This window comes from Paraburkholderia sp. CNPSo 3274 (assembly GCF_024206475.1).
Lineage (GTDB): Bacteria > Pseudomonadota > Gammaproteobacteria > Burkholderiales > Burkholderiaceae > Paraburkholderia.
In genome coordinates this window covers 1-15,178 of the sequence record NZ_JAMBPR010000123.1, presented here as the reverse complement: position 1 = coordinate 15,178, position 15,178 = coordinate 1, and the positions used below count along the sequence as shown (strand labels likewise).

The following is a 15,178-nucleotide window of genomic DNA, read 5'->3' as shown; positions in this document are numbered from 1 at the left end:
GCTATCCACCCTCGCACCTCTACGGGCACTTTGGTCTCGTTCGTCTACAAGGTCCTTGGCAGTAACTTGCCGTGTACGAAGGCGTGATGTCTTGTCCGAGAGCCGGATGCGGGAGATCTGCATGTCCGGTTCGATGAGCGGGTTGTGGAAACGGGGTTAAGGCAAGGATACTCGGGCACCGCCAGACGAAAGGGGCGGAAACAGACAAACCGAACCTACTGCTACCGCGCCACAACTCGACTCTACCGACCACCGCCCCACGCCCGAGCGAGGCGATCGCCCCCGGCGCATTTTTCATGCAAAAAGCATAACCCGACCCGATACGGCCCCTCGACCAAGGACTAACGAACGGCAGCTTTCACGGTGCAATCGCCGCTTGCCGAGCCGACTTGCCTGACACGCGCGTTCTGGTGGACCACGTTGGGATCGACCGGACATTCGCCTGAAGAAACGTAAGCGCCATTTCGTCAAACTGCTTGTGAAAGGCTGTGCGATCGAAGCCGTTCGCATCGACGCAGAGTTCCGGCGCATCGTTCTTCATTGCCGCGGAGCATGGCGCAAGAAAGGCAAAATGCGCTGCGTTGGAAACAAGGTGAAATTCGGGTCTGTGAGGAAGGGCATTGGCGAGTGCGGGAGCATTGTGCGGCAGCACGCCATCGCCACCGAACTGGGACGCCCAAAGCTGAATTGGTGCTTTCACATTCTTCAGGCTTTCCGCGGTTGGGAATAGATTGAGCGGATCCGCCAGGACAAAGGCTTTGATCCGCGCGTCATGATCAAGAGTCAGGGAATCGGTGGGTACCTCTCGACGTCGGATCTGTTCGCAAATCGGGGCTTTCGGGGGCACGCACGGAACATCGGCGTGCAGGAAATCCGGGTTGCCGCCGGCCAATACCAGACCCGTGTAGCCGCCACGCGAAAAGCCAAAAAAACCTATCTGTTCCGGGTCGATTCTTGCTGCGTCGGTCGCGGCGCTCAACATGTAATCTATAAGACGTTTTATGTCGGTCGGACGCTCGACGAACACAGACATCTCGCCCGCGCGACTCGAATCGGAGAATGTATCGCCTGGATGATTGATTGCTGCTACGACAAAGCCCGCGTCGGCAAGCGTCTCTGCGAGGTCGTGGTGGCCAAGGAACGATCCGCCATGGCCATGTGAAATGACAACCAGGGGAAGCTTTTCGCCAACGATTGGACAGTCGCGCCGCCCCTTCAGAACAAATGGCCCGATCGGTATCTCTTGAGCAGGCTCTGCGCACGGCGTCCACACTATCGCACTTAACGCCGGACCGTTGCCATCAGGCGGAATTTGAACGAACTTTATTCCCGCGGCGTGTGCGATTGTCATAGATACGCACAGCAGAACGGCCGGTATGAACGTTTTGATGTCCTTTTGACAGGCAATTTGTTTGCTTTCAATACCCTGATTTTATTCTCTCGCGCGAAGGGCGGGATTTCGGATGATGCGGCGTTGCGCCGAAGCCGACCTGCTGCGTTCATTTTGGCGGGGAGCGGTTCGGCCAGCCGATGACTGCCATGCCGTGACGGCGCCAGAAATTGCGCCCCGGGCCTGAATTGATTGTTAAACTATCGATTGTTAATCAGTGGACAGTCGATTTCGAACGTGCCGGGCGAATCGTAGGCGCGAGTGCGGAGGCAGCCGGCTGCAAGTCACATGCAAAAAGCCGGGACCAGTGCAACATCTCTTTTATTCGAGTCGGGAATGGAAGCAAAATTCTATCGTGGGTGGCATCTGGCCAAGACGGACATGGAGTACCAGGCAACCGAATTCGAATGGTCGCTGATTCGCTTTTATGAAGCTTTTTCGCGTTTCGTGCTGACGACCGGCATGATCACCATTGCGGCGGACGTCGATATCAAGTACCAGGAACATGTGATCCTGCACGTGATCCGCATGCAAGATCGGCCCAAAAACAGCGCGACGATTGCGCGATTGATGAACCGGGACGACATCCCCAATATCCAGTACAGCCTCAGAAAGCTCGAAGCTGCCGGTCTCATCGAAAAGCAGAAGGACAAGAACAGCAAGACCTACTCCTATATGGCGAGCGAACTGGGCGTGAAGCTCACCGACGAGTATTACAAGGTCCGGCAGGAAATTCTCGTCAAGCGCCTCGAGGAAATCACCGACGTCGCGGACAAGTTCGAAAAGGGCGCACGCTTCATGTCGCTTCTCACCGGCATCTACGAAGAGGCGGCGCGCGACTCCGCGACCATCACGCCTCAGATCCTGGAGGCTGCGCCCAAACCCAAACCGGCTCGCAAGACGCGCAAGACGTCCGGGGACTGACGCCAGGCTTGCGCGGTGTCGAGTCCTTCGGTCCGATCCTGAACGGGCGTCAGTCCAGCGGCCGCGCGCGGTGCCAGTCAGTTGCGTGCTGATAGGCCATGCCGGCTCGGCACAACGCGGCCTCTGCGCCGTGGGCGGCCACGAACTGGAAGCCGATCGGCAATCCGTCAGGCGTGAATCCGCACGGCAGCGCCATGCCCGGATGTCCCGTCGAATTGAACGGCGCTGTGAACTGGATCAGCCGCGCATTCAGATCGGGATCCTGCGCGAGCGCACCCAGCTGCTCGTGCGTTGGTGCCGCGAACGGCTGCACCGGCGCGACCAGCAGGTCGATACCGTTCATCACCTGATTGACCCGGCCGCGCAGCGCGGCGCGATTGAGCAGCACCTGCTGATAACGCAGCGCGCTGGTTTCGTGTCCGATCTGGATCAGGCGGGTCAGGGCAGGACCATAGTCGGCGGCCAGGCGCGGCCAGGTGTCGGCGTGCGCGAGCGCGACCTGCACGCCGCAGTCTTCCTGCCATTCGTCGACCACGGTGCGAACCGCGGGGAAGCGCACCTCGCGAATCTCGGCGCCAAGCTCCCTGAGCACCTTGAGCACGTGTTCGAGCGCCTCGACGATTACGCGATCGGTGCCTTCGGTGTTCCAGGCCGGATCGATGCCGATACGCAGGCCGCGCAGATCCTCGGCGTGCGCTGGCAGCGCCAGGCGTTCCTCCGGGAGCGAGGACGGATCGAGCGGGTCGTGACCAGCGATCACGCCGAGCATGAGCGCGGCGTCGGCCGCATTGCGCGCCATTGGGCCCACGTGATCGAGGCTCGCGCCGAGCTCGAAGGCGCCGTGTCGGCTCACGCGGCCCCAGGTCGGCTTGATGCCGGTCAGGCCGTTTGCCGCCGACGGAAAGCGGATAGAGCCGCCGGTATCGGTGCCGAGCGCCCCGTAGCAAAGGCCGGCGGCGGTAGCCACGCCCGAGCCACTCGACGAGGCGCCGGCCCAGTGGTTCTCGTGCCATGGGTTGACCGGTTCCGCGATGGTCGGATGGTGCGTGGCGAATGCGCCTTCGGTCATCTGCAGCTTGCCGAGCACGATGGCACCGGCTTCGCGCAGCCGTTTGACCACGGTTGCATCCTCGCGCGGCACGAAGCCCTTGTGGATCGTGGTGCCTGCCGCGGTGGGCGCGCCCGCCGTCCAGAACAGATCCTTGACACCGAGCGGTACGCCATGCAGCGGGCCGAGCGCTTCACCCGCAAGCACCTTGCGTTCGGCTTCCCTGGCGTCGCCGAGCGCCTGCTCGTGCATCACGAGCGCATAGCTGTGCAGCTTCGGTTCGAGCCGCTCGATGCGCTCGAGCATGGCTCGGGTGACTTCGACAGGCGAGATGTCGCGAGCGCGGATCATCTGCGCAAGCGTCCCGATGTCCAGGTAATGCAGATCGGAATTTGACATGAGCGGATAGGAGTCCGGAAGAAGGGTTTAGAGGCCGAGTTCCGCACGCGGCCGGGTAAGCGTGTCGATCAGCGCGTACATGATCTTGCGCGCGCACGGCATCAGATCGGGGATATACGTCGCCCCCATACCGCCGAGCCCCTCGGCGACCGGTTCGGGCGAGCCCTCGGCGGGCCACGGCCAGCCGATCCGCGCGGTCGGAATGCCGAAGCGACGCAGCGCGGCGCCGTCGGTCTGGCCGCCGAGATAGTCGGGCGTCGGGTGCGTGCGCTGTTCGATATGCTCCCAGCCGCGGCGCGCGGACTGGATGATCCAGTTGTCGGGCGCGGTGGTGCCCCCCGGCACCGAGCCGTACATTTCCCAGTCCAGATCGAAATCGGGGTGGCGTGCCTTCAGCCCGGTCATGAATTCCGCGAACTGTGCCTTGATCTCGCCCGGGCTCGTGCGCGGATTGATACGCACATCGAAGAAGATTTCCGTGACTGCCGACGGGAACGCCGGGCGTTCGGGCCAGCCGCCCTGAACGCCCGCGATCCAGCCGTGCGGCTTGACCACCCCGGACGTGTTGCGCTCGGCATACTCGATCAGCCATTGCTCGAGTTCGAGAATCACCTGCGCGGCGGGCACAACCGAGCTGCGGAAACCCGGCGTGCCGCGCGGCACGCCCGCATAACCGAGTGTGCCCTTGACCTTGACCTTGAACCAGCCCATGCCCGGCTCTTCGTGATAGACCCAGTTCCACGGCTTCATCACGATCGCGAAGTCGGGCGCCACGCCGCGGCTCAGCAGATGCGTCACGCCGGCCGACATGCCGGCCTGGTCACGCGCCGAGACATCGACGGGCATGCCACCATCGGCCATCGCGACGATCAGGTCCCCCGTCAGCGGCACATCGGTTTCGATCAGCGCGGTCGCCACCTCGGTCAGGGTGGCGATCATGCCTTTCGGATTGGAGGCGCCGAGCCCGAACACCCAGTCGCCCTCCATGCGCGCCCGAGGCTTCAGGTCGACATGGTCGGGCGGCCCGACCCATGGGCTATCGGTTGCATCGCCCTCGAGGTGCGTGTCGATCGGCGCGTACAGCATCACGGAGGCGCCCCCGCCGCTGCCGCGCTTCTCGCCCACCACGTTGCCCGTCCGCTCGTTCATGCGGCGGTAGCTGGAGTTCATGCCGACGCTGCCCAGATGGCGAGCCATAAACTCGCTGGCCTCGCGGGCCGCGCCGGTCGGGCTGTGGATGTCGGTCAGGTCGAACAGCAGCCGTTGCAGGCGGCCCGGATCGAGCGTGGCGCAGGCGCGTTCGTACCAGGCCTGCTGTTCAGGAGAGAAGGGCAACGATTTCGTTGTCAGCACGACTTACCTCTGCATTCACAAGTGCGATCAGTTCGATGGCGAGAACTGCTCGGCGTAGATGTTTTCCGGGCGCAAGCCGAGTTTGGTCAGCTTTTGCGTGGCGGCTTCGATCATGCGCGGTGGCCCACACAGATAGGCGACGGTGTCGGGGTGCGTGACGTCGTCGGCGCGCAGCGAATCGACCGGATTGCCATGCAGGAAATCGCCGGTCGGGTTCTGGTCGACCGAAATGCGCGCGTCTAACTGGGGCAGCCAGTGCTTGCGCAGATCAATGTCGTCGAGGCAGAACAACTGCTCGGGCGTTGCGCATCCGAAGCTCAGCAGCAAGGGCGGCTTGCGCCCCGACTTGCGGCGGATCGTGTCGATCATCGACATGATCGGCGCGAGACCGGTGCCACCCGCCACCATGATGTGTGGCGCGGGGACTTTCTCGCGCAGATAGAAGTTGCCGAACGGGCCTTCGATCTCGAGCACGTCGTCGGGCTGCGCCCGATTCTCGAGCCACGAGGACATCACGCCGTCCTCGAGCAGGCGCACCAGCAGTTCGATCTTCGGCAGGTCGGCCGCGGTGCTCGACGGCGAGTAGCTGCGCGTCACATCGGTGCCCGGCACGCGAACCTGGATGAACTGGCCGGGACGGAAATCGAGCCACGAGCCTTCGGCCAGTTCGAGCGAGACACGCACCGCGTTAGGGGCGATTTTCTCGATGCTGTCGACGAAGGCATGCGCCTTGACGGCCTGGGCCGCACCCACATTGCTCTCGTAGTTCAGAGAGAACGTGCAATCGGTCTCGGGCTCGGTTACGCACAGCAGGCGGTCGCCGGCGTCGAACTCGCTCTTGAGCAGAGTCGAGCTCGCACCGGCGTGCAGGCCAGCCTGGCCTTCAACCAGATGCGCCATACAGCTCGAGCACGAGCCCGAGCGGCACTGGTGGAGGACCGGGGCTCCGGCGGCGAGAGCGGCATCAAGCACGCTCTCGCCAGGCTGCACGGCAACCGATGTCTCCTTTCCGTCGCGGAATTTCAGAGTGACATGTTTAACGGATGACATACGGATACCTTGGTACGACAGATTTACGGGTTACTTATCGTCTTTTTCGATCTTCTCGACGAAGTAGGCGGGTGCCTTGCCTTCGGCGGTGCGCTTCATGCGGATCGCGCCTGCCTTGATCGCGCCGTCCACGCCGCGACCTGGTTTGGCGATGCCACGATTCCAGCGCGATGCGATCTTGCGCCACGTGATCGGCGAGACGTCCGTCGCCACCAGTTGTTCGTCATCCCAGCCTGTGCCGTCGGCATAGAAGTCGTGCATGGCTTCGCGCGCGTACAAGTCGCAGTCGTTGAAGCCGTGCAGGCACAGCGGCTTGAAGAAGTATTCGTAGCGGTAGTTGAAATCCTTGCGCTCCTTCTCGGTCGGGCACACGCGCGCCAGAATTTCCCAGTACTCATAGGTGTCGTCGGTGATCGGCACGTACCACTCGAACTGCACGACGTGCTCTTCCGGCCAGTTCTCGACCATCAGCACGCCGGGCAGGAACACTGAGGTGCGGTACGGACGCGCGACCGGGTTGTCGATCTCGAGACCGACCTTTTCGTTCTTGAGGATCGGGGCCCACTTCTCGGTGAACAGCCACTGCACGAGGCCCTTCGGACCATTCTCGTCTTCCACGGCTGAGATGCAGTCATCCGCGGTCGGCACGATGCCGAGCGGCAGCACCCAGTCCTTGGCGTGGATGATGGCGTTGTCCTTGTGGACCAGGATGTGGGCGTTGTCGAAGCCGTTCTCACAGGCGATACGCCAGTTTGCGAAACCGGTTCGGTGCATGCCGCGCGCAACCACGTCCTTGTCGAGCAGGCTCGGTGCAGATGGCCACAGCGGGTGGGGGAAGCGTTCGTCGTTCTCCGGAAAGCGGATCGGCAGGTCTGCAGAGAGCGGCGGCACGTCTTCGAGCGGGAAGTCGTCTTCGCGCACGAACACGAAGATCATGCCAGCCACTTCCTCGACCGGATAGGTCGTTACGCCGGTGGTGCCGATCAGTTTGTCGTCCGGGTTGCCAGCGATGGTGGCGAGCTTGCCGTCCGTCAGATTGAACGTGAAGCCGTGATACCAGCAGCTGATGGTGTCCTTCGTCAGGCACATCGGCTTGGCCGACATGCGCACGCCGCGGTGCACGCACTGATCCTTGAGCGCGTAGATCTTGCCGTCGACGCGGCGCAGCACGATCGGAATGCCACAGATCTGGATGCCCTCTACGGCATCTTCGGCCAGCTCATTGCTGAACAAGGCCGGATACCAATGGTTCACGAAGCCCCACGCGGCGTCCTTGTAGGGCTGGTACTGGCTTTGAACCTTGGCGTCGTTGACGCGGGCATCGCTGATGTCGTTCAGACGCGCGCCACTGCGACGGCGGACGATGGGCGTATCGCTCATTACTGGGATCTCCTGGGTTGTTTTGGGCTAGCTGTCGCTCGGCGACGGGAGCTTGCGATGCACAGATGGACACGGACATGGACGGATTCGTGTTCGATGCTGTGCGTGAAGGCTACGGAAATATAAATTGACAGTCAATTTAAATTCAATCAATGTTCGATCGTTGTTCGATGATTTATGGATTGATTGTTGTCATGGAAATTGACGCAAATCCTTGCTGGATGGCGCTGACGGCGGAGTGATGGCTTTCTTCCGGGCTTCGCTTGTGCAGGCCGACTCGGGGTTTATCCCGAGTGGATGAGGGGGCTCCAGACGGTTCGGAGCCCGGCTGCGGCGCTAAGGATTTACCCCAACAAACGACAGGAGACACCCCGATGAGCACGACCGATACCATGCGCGCGATGCGCGTTCACGACGCGAGTGGGCGTTTTGTTCTCGATACGATTCCGAAGCCCGAGTTGCTGCGCCCAACCGATGTGCTGGTCAGCGTGAAGGCATCCGGCGTCGTACCGAACCTGCGCAACGTGATGAGTCACTACGGCGATCGCGCTTACCTCGCCGTGCCCGATCTGCCTGCTATCTACGGCCTCGACACGGCCGGTGTGATCGCTGAGGTTGGCAGTGCAGTGACAGGTCTGACCCGCGGTGATCGTGTCTATATCAACCCGGGCCGCTCGTGCGGCTCGTGCCACGCATGTCGCATCGGCGAGCCGATCAACTGCGAGGCGTTCACGTTCCAGGGTTATTTCGGCTTCGGTCCGAAGTCGAAAAAAATCTACGGGCAGTACCCGTATGGCGGCTTTTGCGAGTTTGCGACGGCGCCGGCCGACGGCCTGGTCAAGCTGCCTGATGCCGTGAGCTTCGAGACAGCAGCGCGCTTCGGTTATCTGGGTACCGCTTATTCCGGTCTGCGCAAGGCGGGTGTTGGCGCTGGGCGCACGGTGCTGATCGTTGGCGCGACCGGCACGCTGGGCCTGGGTGCGGTGCAGATCGCGCGTGCCATGGGCGCCATCAAGATCCTGTGCGTGGCACGCAACGAGGCGGTGCTGGCGAAGGTCAAGGCACTCGATCCGCAGCGAATCAGTACGTTCTCCTACGGAACTGGCTCACTGGCCGATTGGGCTCGTCAGGAAACAGGCGGGATCGGGGTCGATGCAGTCGTTGACGCGATTGGTCCCGGCTCCACGCACCAGGTCACGCTCGATGCGATGGCGTCGCTGCGTCGCGGCGGCAAGCTGGTCGAGATCGGTTCGATGACCGATCCGCTGCCGCTCGTCATGCACGAAATGATGTGTTCGCAGATCAGCATCATCGGCTCGGTATGGTTCTCGGTCGCTGAAGGCCAGGATCTCGCGAACATGGCCGCGGCCGGCACGCTCGATCTCGATGTCTTCGATCACCACCGCTATCAGCTCGATCAGGCTAACGAAGCATTGTCGGACGCCGAGAAGCGTGCGGGCGGCTTCGTCAATGTCGTCATTGTTCAGTAAGTCATTGCAGGGATATTGAGGAGAGCAACATGGTGAGACGTATCGTGACCGGCGAGCAGGGCGGCAAGTCGGTATTCCTGGCCGATGGTCAGGTGGAAACCCGGCATGCCTATGCGGCGGTACCGGGCTTCGAGACCACGCAGGTTTGGGCCACGCTTCAGGGGGCTGCCGCGTTGCCACATTCAGGTGGCGATCCGGTCGTCAAACTGGACTCGGTGATTCCTGATCCGCATGGCACGCGCTTCATGATCGTGCAGTTTCCGCCCGACAGCGTGATGGCGTCGCCGGATTTCGATCCGGCCGCGGCGGGCGCAGAGTACGCGGCGATCCTGCCGGGTCTGGCCGAATGCTTCGAGCCGAATGGCTCGGGTTTCCATCGCACCGAATCGGTGGACTACGACATCATCCTGGCCGGCGAACTGACGCTTGAGCTCGATGATGGCCAGGTTCGCCATCTGAAGGCCGGCGATATCGTGATCCAGAACGGCACCCGTCACGCCTGGCGCAACAGCAGCACGCGACCGGCCGTCATGGCGGCAATCCTGATCGGTGCCGACCGGAAGTAAAGCTCTAAGGGAGAAACGAGGTGGGAACGCATACGATGAGTCAGCACGCTGGATACCACACGCAGCATCAGCCGCGCGTCGCGCCGCACACCGAAACGCTTGAATGGAGCAGCGCGATGCTGCTGGGCCATGCGCCGATCGACGAGGCACACGAGGAGTTCGTCGAGGTGGTGATGGCGCTGCGCGAGTGCACGCAGCACACCGCGCTTGCCTGCCTGCAAGCGGTGGAGACGCATCTGCTGTCCCACTTCGGTGTCGAGCACGAGTGGATGACGAAAACCGATTTCCCCGCAATGGAGTGTCATCTCGATGAACATCAGAAGGTGCTCGACGCGGTCCAGCAGGTGAACGCGCTGGCAGCGGTCGGGGAAGTGGGGTTGTCGGACGTCAGGAGGCTCGCCCAGGCATTAATCGACTGGTTTCCTGGTCATGCGGATTATATGGACTCCGCATTGTCTGCGTGGGTCAACAAGAAGCTGCATGGTGGCGCACCTGTGGTGGTGCGCCGCGATCTGCAGATCGAGACGCCGGCCAGCGTGCGTTGAAGTGAATTGCAGGAAAAGGGCGGATCGTGTGACAACGTGCCGTCATGGACGACGTCAGCTCCCGCCTTGCGTAAATCGGGGACATCAGAAGTCCCCATTCAAAAAAGCAATTATTGGAGACGTAGTTAAATTGGCTAAGGAAAACTTCGTGAAATCGGCGCTGGCCGCTTCGGTCATGCTGTTTGCGGTCAGCGCGCAGGCCCAGAGCAGCGTGACGCTGTACGGTATCGTGGACGGTGGACTTCTCTATCTCAGCAAGACCCGGAATGCCAGCGGCGGCAACGGCGGTAAATTCTTCGGCTTCACCGATAGTGGCCAGATGCCATCGCTGTTTGGCCTGAGTGGCGACGAAGATCTGGGAGGAGGTCTCCACGCCGAGTTCAAGCTCGAAAGCGGCATCAATATCGCCAACGGCGGCCTCAATGATTCGAATGGCAACCTGTTCGGCCGTCAAGCCTGGGTTGGCGTGCGTGGTAACTTCGGTACCGTGCGCGCGGGCCTGCAGTATTCGCCGTTCTTCAATTCTGTGTACGCGCTCGATCCGCGTAACATGTCGCAACTTGGCAGTTCCCTGGTGCCGTTCATCGACTCCACGGTCGTGACCGCTATCTTCACTGCCAATGCGTTGACCTACACGAGCCCGGTGCTGGGCGGCCTGCAAGGTAGCGTGATGTTTGCACCGGGCGGGGTGGCGGGAAACTTCCAGGCCGGTCGCGCGTACTCCGCCAATCTCTCATACAACTGGAAAGGTCTAGGCCTGTTTGCTGGCTACTATAACGGCAACGAGGGGCCCTCGGTTTCGCCGCTGCCGTCGACGCTTGGAATGGTGGGACGTGTCATCGGTGCCAGCTACAAGTTTGGTGCGCTGACGACGAAGGCATCGTTCACCGACTACAAGATGGCGGGTACTGGCGTTGACAACGATATCTGGAACGCCGGCTTCGACTATTGGGCCACGCCAGCGCTCGATCTGAATGCCGGCGTCTGGTACACGGTCAACCGTAAGGATACAAACAGTAAATCGCTGATGGGCGCGGCGGGCGGGAGCTATTCCCTTTCGAAACGCACTGCGCTCTATACGCAGGTCGGCGTGATCAACAACAAGGGCAACCAGAACTTCGGTCTCGAGATCGGCAATGGCGGCAATACACCGAGCTCGTTGTACGCGCCCGCCGGCACGACCGTGGGCGTCGATATCGGCATCCATCACGTATTCTGATCGGTTCGCGTCAGCAAGGTACGGCACATAGACGGTGGTATCGATAGATAAATTGCGATTGTTTCCGATCAGATTAATTCGCATGACAAATTAATAACGGTACCGATCAATTCGTTCTGATCGATCGTGACCTAGTGGTGTCGGCGGCAACCTGCTGTGTGTCTGCCCAAGCCCGAGGCGTGCGTTCTCGAATTCGAACGTCTGACGTATGAGAGAAAGCCGCACTGTCTGCGAGGTTTGGCGCCTTGGGGCGGTGCGTTCATGATGCTCTTGCTCCGACGCGGTGGCGAAGGAGCACGACATCGAGTGAATGTCGATGCAGGATTTTTCCATGTTGATGAATGGTAAAAGCGGCCTGGTGACCGGTGGCGGTTCCGGCATGGGCCGTGCCGCAGCGCTGAGACTCGCCGCGGAAGGGGCCGCAGTGGTGCTGGCCGGCCGTACTGAGGACAAGCTTGTCGCGGTGAGGGACGAGGTGGTTGCGGCGGGCGGGGTGGCGGAGATCAAGGTGACGGATGCCTCACGGCGTGAGGATCAAAAGGCGCTCGTCGAATATGTCGAAGCACGCTTTGGTCGCCTGGATTTTGCGTTCAACAACGCCGGTGGTCATGCCGAGTTCAAACCCATTGATGAAACGTCGCCAGATGAGGCGGAATGGGTGATCGACCTGAACTTCAAGGGCACCTACTACGGCGTCAAGTATCAGGTTGAAGCCATGTTGCGCGCGGGTGGCGGTGCAATCGTCAACAATGCGTCGATCTTCGGCTTGCGTGGCATGGGTGGGATCGCGCATTACGTGGCAGCGAAGCATGCGGTGGTCGGTCTAACGCGTGCCGTGGCGAGGGAATATTCAGGCCGGAATATTCGAGTCAACGCGATCTGCCCGGGCGCTACTGAGACGCCGAACTATATGCGAGTGACCGGCGGCGACGTGCATCTGCTGGATGACATGATTCCGATGCGCCGGCTTGGTCAACCGCACGAGATGGCCGAAGCTGTCGTCTATCTGCTGTCGGACCGTTCGACATACGTGACGGGCGCGACGTTATCGGTTGATGGCGGTATGACGGCCTGAGCGGCGCAATGCCCGACGATGCTGCTTCGGCAATCTCCGGGCGTTGCGGGGGCGGGTGCTGCGATCAAGTTCGCGGAGCTTTTCCGCTTTCCCGCCGTGGGTGCACGCGTGTCCGCGGCACCGGGGGCTGCGGTCGTACCGGATTTTTCCGAGGAAAATGCAAACCTAACTGTTACGCAACAGTTTTCCTCGGCAAAATGCAGCTCAGATGGCTCGCTTTCGAGTTCGCGAGATCGCGAGCTCGCGGTGTCGACCCGCAGCGGTCTATCGATCGCAGAAAATCGAGTGGCCGGTATGCGAAGGCGGATGCAACCGGTCACTCGGCCCAGATCAGAACCGGGTCCCCATGCGGAAGTTACGTGAGACACCCGGCTGGGCACGAGACGCCCGCTTCGACATGGCTGCCCGGCAGTTCCCGGTTAATACAGCTTTTTCGGCGGCAACGACCGTTTGATCTGCTTGCGCAGGCGTGCCACTGCAGCAGCCTTTTTGCGCTTGCGTTCTGTGGTAGGTTTTTCATAGGCTGTCCGGGCACGAAGCTCTGGAATCAAGCCGGTGCGCTCGATCGTGCGGCGGAAACGGCGCAATGCAACTTCCATGGGCTCGTCGGGTTTCAGAATTACGGTAGTCAATTTATTTCCTTGGTTGAGATCCGGCAGCCATGGCGAATGGCGATGTGGATCTACACGCAGCGTCGTGGCACAGGGTCACAGCCGACGGTCGCGTATCGCGCCATCAACGGCGGCGAAATGCGGCTCTTTGAGTTCCGGCACCGCTACGTTCATCCTTATGCCGGAAATTGATTCGTCCTTTCGTCAGGTCGTACACCGAGAGTTCCAGCGTTACCCGATCACCCGCAAGGATGCGAATGTGATTCTTGCGAATACGACCAGACGCGTACGCGCCTACCACTACGCCATTGTCGAGCATGACACGGTAGCGGCTGTCTGGCAGCACTTCTTCAACGATACCGTCGAGTTCCAGCAGTTCTTCTTTGGCCATTCAAGGTTCCTGATCAATTCACGGGATATGGGCTCGGATGCCGCATCGAGGAAGAGGCGGCGAGCGCTGATCGACACACGCTCGCGCGGTAGTGCGAAGCATGAAATTTGCTTGGCAGCCCTTGCGTCCTGGAAGTCATGCACACCGCCCTGTCCGGGCAGCGAATCAGGTACACGAGGGATTGCTCAGACGCGGCGGCTCGCAGTACCGGTCCGATGCGAATCGGGGCGTGTAGTCCAGCGAGCACTGTTATCGCTCCCTCACTGGACTATCAATCAAAGGAAAATTCGCGACCAACTAACACACGTCTTTTCGGTGCTGTACGAAGCGAACTAGTCCTGCATTGTAATCGAAAGCTGCCATCTGTCGCGTCCCCAATCGGCGGGGCCAGAAGGAAGGGGGTTGCCAGCCATGCCTGCCGACGATGGTTCGGCTTCCCGCGCGACGTTTGGGTGCATCTTGTTGCACCGGCCCTGGCGCCTGAGACGCGTTGGGCGTTTCGAGCTGTGGCGTGGTCTTTAACCGCGCGTGTCGACCCAGTTGCGTGCCCACCGGGTCGAGTGCTGTAATGCCTGCTCTTCGCTCTTGAAGTAATCGAGCGAATAGAAGCAGTAGCGGCCTTCGGCTCGCGCACTATCGATGCGTTCGAGCAGCAGGTTGGATGAAAAGCTACCGTCCGGCAAACGATGCGCCGAGGATTGGACCGCATAGCCGTTGTATCGCTGAATTTGTTTGTTTTGCATTTTAATTTTAATGATATTTGAGTGCGCACATGCGGTGCGAAAGGTGCACGGGTGCGCCGACTCAAAGCCATTCGAGCCGAATTCTCAAGCAGTCGAAAGGCGAAAAAATGGCGTTGAAGCCCGAGGGGGAATGAGGCGCAACGAGGCGTATGGCGCTGGGCAACCTGCTCAATAAACAGATGCCAACCAGAGTGGTCGCGCCAACTGTGGGAGACAAAGCTCCGCGAGGGTGTTGCTGTAGCCCGACATCCGTCGTGGGAGGCCGGGCCCTTCAACTTTACAGCGGCTTGATGTTAGCCGCTTGCAGACCCTTCGGGCCTTGCTTCGTTTCGAAGCTCACCTTCTGATTTTCAGCCAGCGTCTTGAAGCCGTCGCTCCTGATTTCGGAGAAGTGAGCGAACAGGTCGTCGCCGCCCTTGTCCGGGGTGATGAAGCCGAAGCCTTTGCTGTCGTTGAACCACTTAACGGTGCCGGTATCCATGAAGAATCCTTGAGGAAAAAATATAAAGAGTTGCTCTACTAAAGCGTGTGTGAAGCTTCAAGGAGGGAGAGGACAACGAATACCGCTGAGGAGCGAGCAATTGATGAACAGCAATCGAACTTCTTGAACTTCGAACGGCACGATACCCGCCGGGCGAGCCTGCGTCAATACATATCTTGTAACCGTTTCACTGGGCGGTCCGTTCTGCGGATGAAGCGATGCGGCCCGGCGCCGCCTGGGTGAGCCATGGCGCATCGGTTAGACAGAGGCGGTGGCCAGGCACAAGCCCAGGGCGGCACCGCACTACTGCGACGGGATCGAACAGGCGGAGCCGTGCACCTCTCTGCCGGCATTGGGCGCCTCCTGTCGGGCCGGTAATGCGCAGCCGATGGAGTCCTTCGGTGGAAGGTCCACAGGCGACAGAACCGTAGGTCAGGAGCCGGCCGCTCCCCGCTCTCCGCGCGCGTCTTCCCTGGCGTGACGCTGTCCGCCCCTTTTTTCACGCCGCCACTC

15 protein-coding genes are annotated in these 15,178 nt (G+C 61.0%); 6 read left to right on the top strand and 9 right to left on the bottom strand.

The features are described 5' to 3' along the window. Nucleotides 1–358: 358 nt before the first annotated feature. On the bottom strand, nucleotides 359–1,390 hold the full coding sequence (locus M3I54_RS41240; RefSeq protein ID WP_254345896.1) for an alpha/beta fold hydrolase: 1,032 nt from the start codon (nucleotides 1,388–1,390) through the stop codon (nucleotides 359–361). Between the two features lie 336 nt (nucleotides 1,391–1,726). Between M3I54_RS41240 and M3I54_RS41235 the strand changes: the two genes are divergently transcribed. Beyond that, the gene (locus tag M3I54_RS41235) at nucleotides 1,727–2,314 is read left to right on the top strand and encodes a winged helix DNA-binding protein (protein WP_254345893.1); all 588 of its coding nucleotides are present in this window, start codon (nucleotides 1,727–1,729) and stop codon (nucleotides 2,312–2,314) included. Between the two features lie 49 nt (nucleotides 2,315–2,363). Here M3I54_RS41235 and M3I54_RS41230 read toward each other — a convergent pair whose 3' ends face one another. From M3I54_RS41230 to M3I54_RS41215, 4 genes are read right to left on the bottom strand one after another with little or no spacing between them, the layout of a single operon-like run. Next, a complete protein-coding gene (locus tag M3I54_RS41230) occupies nucleotides 2,364–3,761 on the bottom strand; it encodes an amidase (protein WP_254345892.1) in 1,398 nt (465 codons plus the stop codon). Nucleotides 3,762–3,788: 27 nt separating this feature from the next. Continuing rightward, on the bottom strand, nucleotides 3,789–5,114 hold the full coding sequence (locus M3I54_RS41225; protein ID WP_254345891.1) for an acetylornithine deacetylase: 1,326 nt from the start codon (nucleotides 5,112–5,114) through the stop codon (nucleotides 3,789–3,791). Between the two features lie 27 nt (nucleotides 5,115–5,141). Beyond that, the gene (locus M3I54_RS41220; protein ID WP_254345890.1) at nucleotides 5,142–6,164 is read right to left on the bottom strand and encodes a ring-hydroxylating dioxygenase ferredoxin reductase family protein; all 1,023 of its coding nucleotides are present in this window, start codon (nucleotides 6,162–6,164) and stop codon (nucleotides 5,142–5,144) included. Between the two features lie 30 nt (nucleotides 6,165–6,194). Then, nucleotides 6,195–7,544: a Rieske 2Fe-2S domain-containing protein gene (locus tag M3I54_RS41215; protein WP_254345889.1), complete on the bottom strand. Its 1,350-nt coding sequence runs from the start codon at nucleotides 7,542–7,544 to the stop codon at nucleotides 6,195–6,197. 374 nt (nucleotides 7,545–7,918) lie between these two features. Between M3I54_RS41215 and M3I54_RS41210 the strand changes: the two genes are divergently transcribed. The 5 genes from M3I54_RS41210 (at nucleotide 7,919) to M3I54_RS41190 (ending at nucleotide 12,439) form a co-directional block, all read left to right on the top strand. After that, entirely contained in the window at nucleotides 7,919–9,034 is a 1,116-nt protein-coding gene (locus M3I54_RS41210; protein WP_254345888.1) for an alcohol dehydrogenase catalytic domain-containing protein, read from the top strand. 29 nt (nucleotides 9,035–9,063) lie between these two features. After that, on the top strand, nucleotides 9,064–9,600 hold the full coding sequence (locus M3I54_RS41205; RefSeq protein ID WP_254345886.1) for a cupin domain-containing protein: 537 nt from the start codon (nucleotides 9,064–9,066) through the stop codon (nucleotides 9,598–9,600). Nucleotides 9,601–9,635: 35 nt separating this feature from the next. Further along, complete coding sequence (locus M3I54_RS41200) at nucleotides 9,636–10,145, top strand: bacteriohemerythrin (RefSeq protein ID WP_302059352.1); 510 nt, start codon at nucleotides 9,636–9,638, stop codon at nucleotides 10,143–10,145. A 148-nt stretch (nucleotides 10,146–10,293) separates the two neighbouring features. Further along, on the top strand, nucleotides 10,294–11,364 hold the full coding sequence (locus M3I54_RS41195; RefSeq protein ID WP_375542306.1) for a porin: 1,071 nt from the start codon (nucleotides 10,294–10,296) through the stop codon (nucleotides 11,362–11,364). A 310-nt stretch (nucleotides 11,365–11,674) separates the two neighbouring features. Beyond that, on the top strand, nucleotides 11,675–12,439 hold the full coding sequence (locus tag M3I54_RS41190; protein WP_254345882.1) for an SDR family NAD(P)-dependent oxidoreductase: 765 nt from the start codon (nucleotides 11,675–11,677) through the stop codon (nucleotides 12,437–12,439). Between the two features lie 419 nt (nucleotides 12,440–12,858). Here the strand turns inward: M3I54_RS41190 and rpsU are convergent, their stop codons facing one another. The 4 genes from rpsU to M3I54_RS41170 form a co-directional block, all read right to left on the bottom strand. Continuing rightward, nucleotides 12,859–13,071, bottom strand: a complete 213-nt coding sequence (rpsU, locus tag M3I54_RS41185) for a 30S ribosomal protein S21 (protein WP_254345880.1) — start codon at nucleotides 13,069–13,071, stop codon at nucleotides 12,859–12,861. Nucleotides 13,072–13,174: 103 nt separating this feature from the next. Continuing rightward, the gene (gene infA / locus M3I54_RS41180; protein ID WP_254345878.1) at nucleotides 13,175–13,441 is read right to left on the bottom strand and encodes a translation initiation factor IF-1; all 267 of its coding nucleotides are present in this window, start codon (nucleotides 13,439–13,441) and stop codon (nucleotides 13,175–13,177) included. 518 nt (nucleotides 13,442–13,959) lie between these two features. Continuing rightward, on the bottom strand, nucleotides 13,960–14,184 hold the full coding sequence (locus tag M3I54_RS41175) for a hypothetical protein (protein WP_254345876.1): 225 nt from the start codon (nucleotides 14,182–14,184) through the stop codon (nucleotides 13,960–13,962). Between the two features lie 277 nt (nucleotides 14,185–14,461). Next, nucleotides 14,462–14,665: a cold-shock protein gene (locus tag M3I54_RS41170; RefSeq protein ID WP_028225987.1), complete on the bottom strand. Its 204-nt coding sequence runs from the start codon at nucleotides 14,663–14,665 to the stop codon at nucleotides 14,462–14,464. Nucleotides 14,666–15,178 lie beyond the last annotated feature (513 nt).

Bases quoted from the DNA above. Each gene is read 5' to 3' on its own strand.
- infA (WP_254345878.1), bottom strand. From the start codon at position 13,441: ATGGCCAAAGAAGAACTGCTGGAACTCGACGGTATCGTTGAAGAAGTG.
- M3I54_RS41215 (WP_254345889.1), bottom strand. From the start codon at position 7,544: ATGAGCGATACGCCCATCGTCCGCCGTCGCAGTGGCGCGCGTCTGAAC.
- M3I54_RS41175 (WP_254345876.1), bottom strand. From the start codon at position 14,184: ATGCAAAACAAACAAATTCAGCGATACAACGGCTATGCGGTCCAATCC.
- M3I54_RS41220 (WP_254345890.1), bottom strand. From the start codon at position 6,164: ATGTCATCCGTTAAACATGTCACTCTGAAATTCCGCGACGGAAAGGAG.
- M3I54_RS41205 (WP_254345886.1), top strand. From the start codon at position 9,064: ATGGTGAGACGTATCGTGACCGGCGAGCAGGGCGGCAAGTCGGTATTC.
- M3I54_RS41200 (WP_302059352.1), top strand. From the start codon at position 9,636: ATGAGTCAGCACGCTGGATACCACACGCAGCATCAGCCGCGCGTCGCG.
- M3I54_RS41230 (WP_254345892.1), bottom strand. From the start codon at position 3,761: ATGTCAAATTCCGATCTGCATTACCTGGACATCGGGACGCTTGCGCAG.
- M3I54_RS41210 (WP_254345888.1), top strand. From the start codon at position 7,919: ATGAGCACGACCGATACCATGCGCGCGATGCGCGTTCACGACGCGAGT.
- M3I54_RS41170 (WP_028225987.1), bottom strand. From the start codon at position 14,665: ATGGATACCGGCACCGTTAAGTGGTTCAACGACAGCAAAGGCTTCGGC.
- M3I54_RS41235 (WP_254345893.1), top strand. From the start codon at position 1,727: ATGGAAGCAAAATTCTATCGTGGGTGGCATCTGGCCAAGACGGACATG.
- M3I54_RS41190 (WP_254345882.1), top strand. From the start codon at position 11,675: ATGTCGATGCAGGATTTTTCCATGTTGATGAATGGTAAAAGCGGCCTG.